Here is a 535-nt window from a genome sequence, read left to right on the forward strand (position 1 = left end):
CATTAACCAAAACGGTACAGCACTAGTGGCGGATATTCCTCCTACGGCTGTTACCATACCCGTGGGTGACACCCTCGATAAAACCACGCTACTGACGAGTCTGGCTCACGCCTGTGATTTTCCCAGTTATTTTTCGCACAACTGGGACAGCGCATGGGACTGTTTGACAGATAGCGAGGTGGTGCATCTAACGCTTGATTTGACGGTGGTAAAAAGGATAAACACCGAAGACTTCAATGTCTTTAAAAGCATCATTGAGGATGCTTACAGAGATTTTGGCAAACCACAGCTGTGGGTCATTGTGCCATCTGAGGATGAAGTCTAGTTTCGTTGTTAAAAGATTAGTCACCGATAATCATTCGTCATCATAGAAACCTGAATTCGAGATAAAGCCATATTTATCCCGAATTCAGGTTAATTTATTTTATATAAAGGATTAACCTATGGAGATTACCTTAAACGGTTATTACACACTGATACTCGCGACCTTGGTGCTACTACTGGGGCGTTTTTTGGTCAAAAGGATTAAATTTTT

General features: G+C 42.1%; 1 protein-coding gene. It reads left to right on the forward strand.

The window, feature by feature from the left end:
- Nucleotide 1 precedes the first annotated feature (1 nt).
- On the forward strand, nt 2-325 hold the full coding sequence (locus ACS8FC_RS20505; RefSeq protein ID WP_439298138.1) for a barstar family protein: 324 nt from the start codon (nt 2-4) through the stop codon (nt 323-325).
- The last annotated feature ends 210 nt before the right edge of the window (nt 326-535 follow it).

This window comes from Psychrobacter sp. 1Y4 (assembly GCF_051847555.1).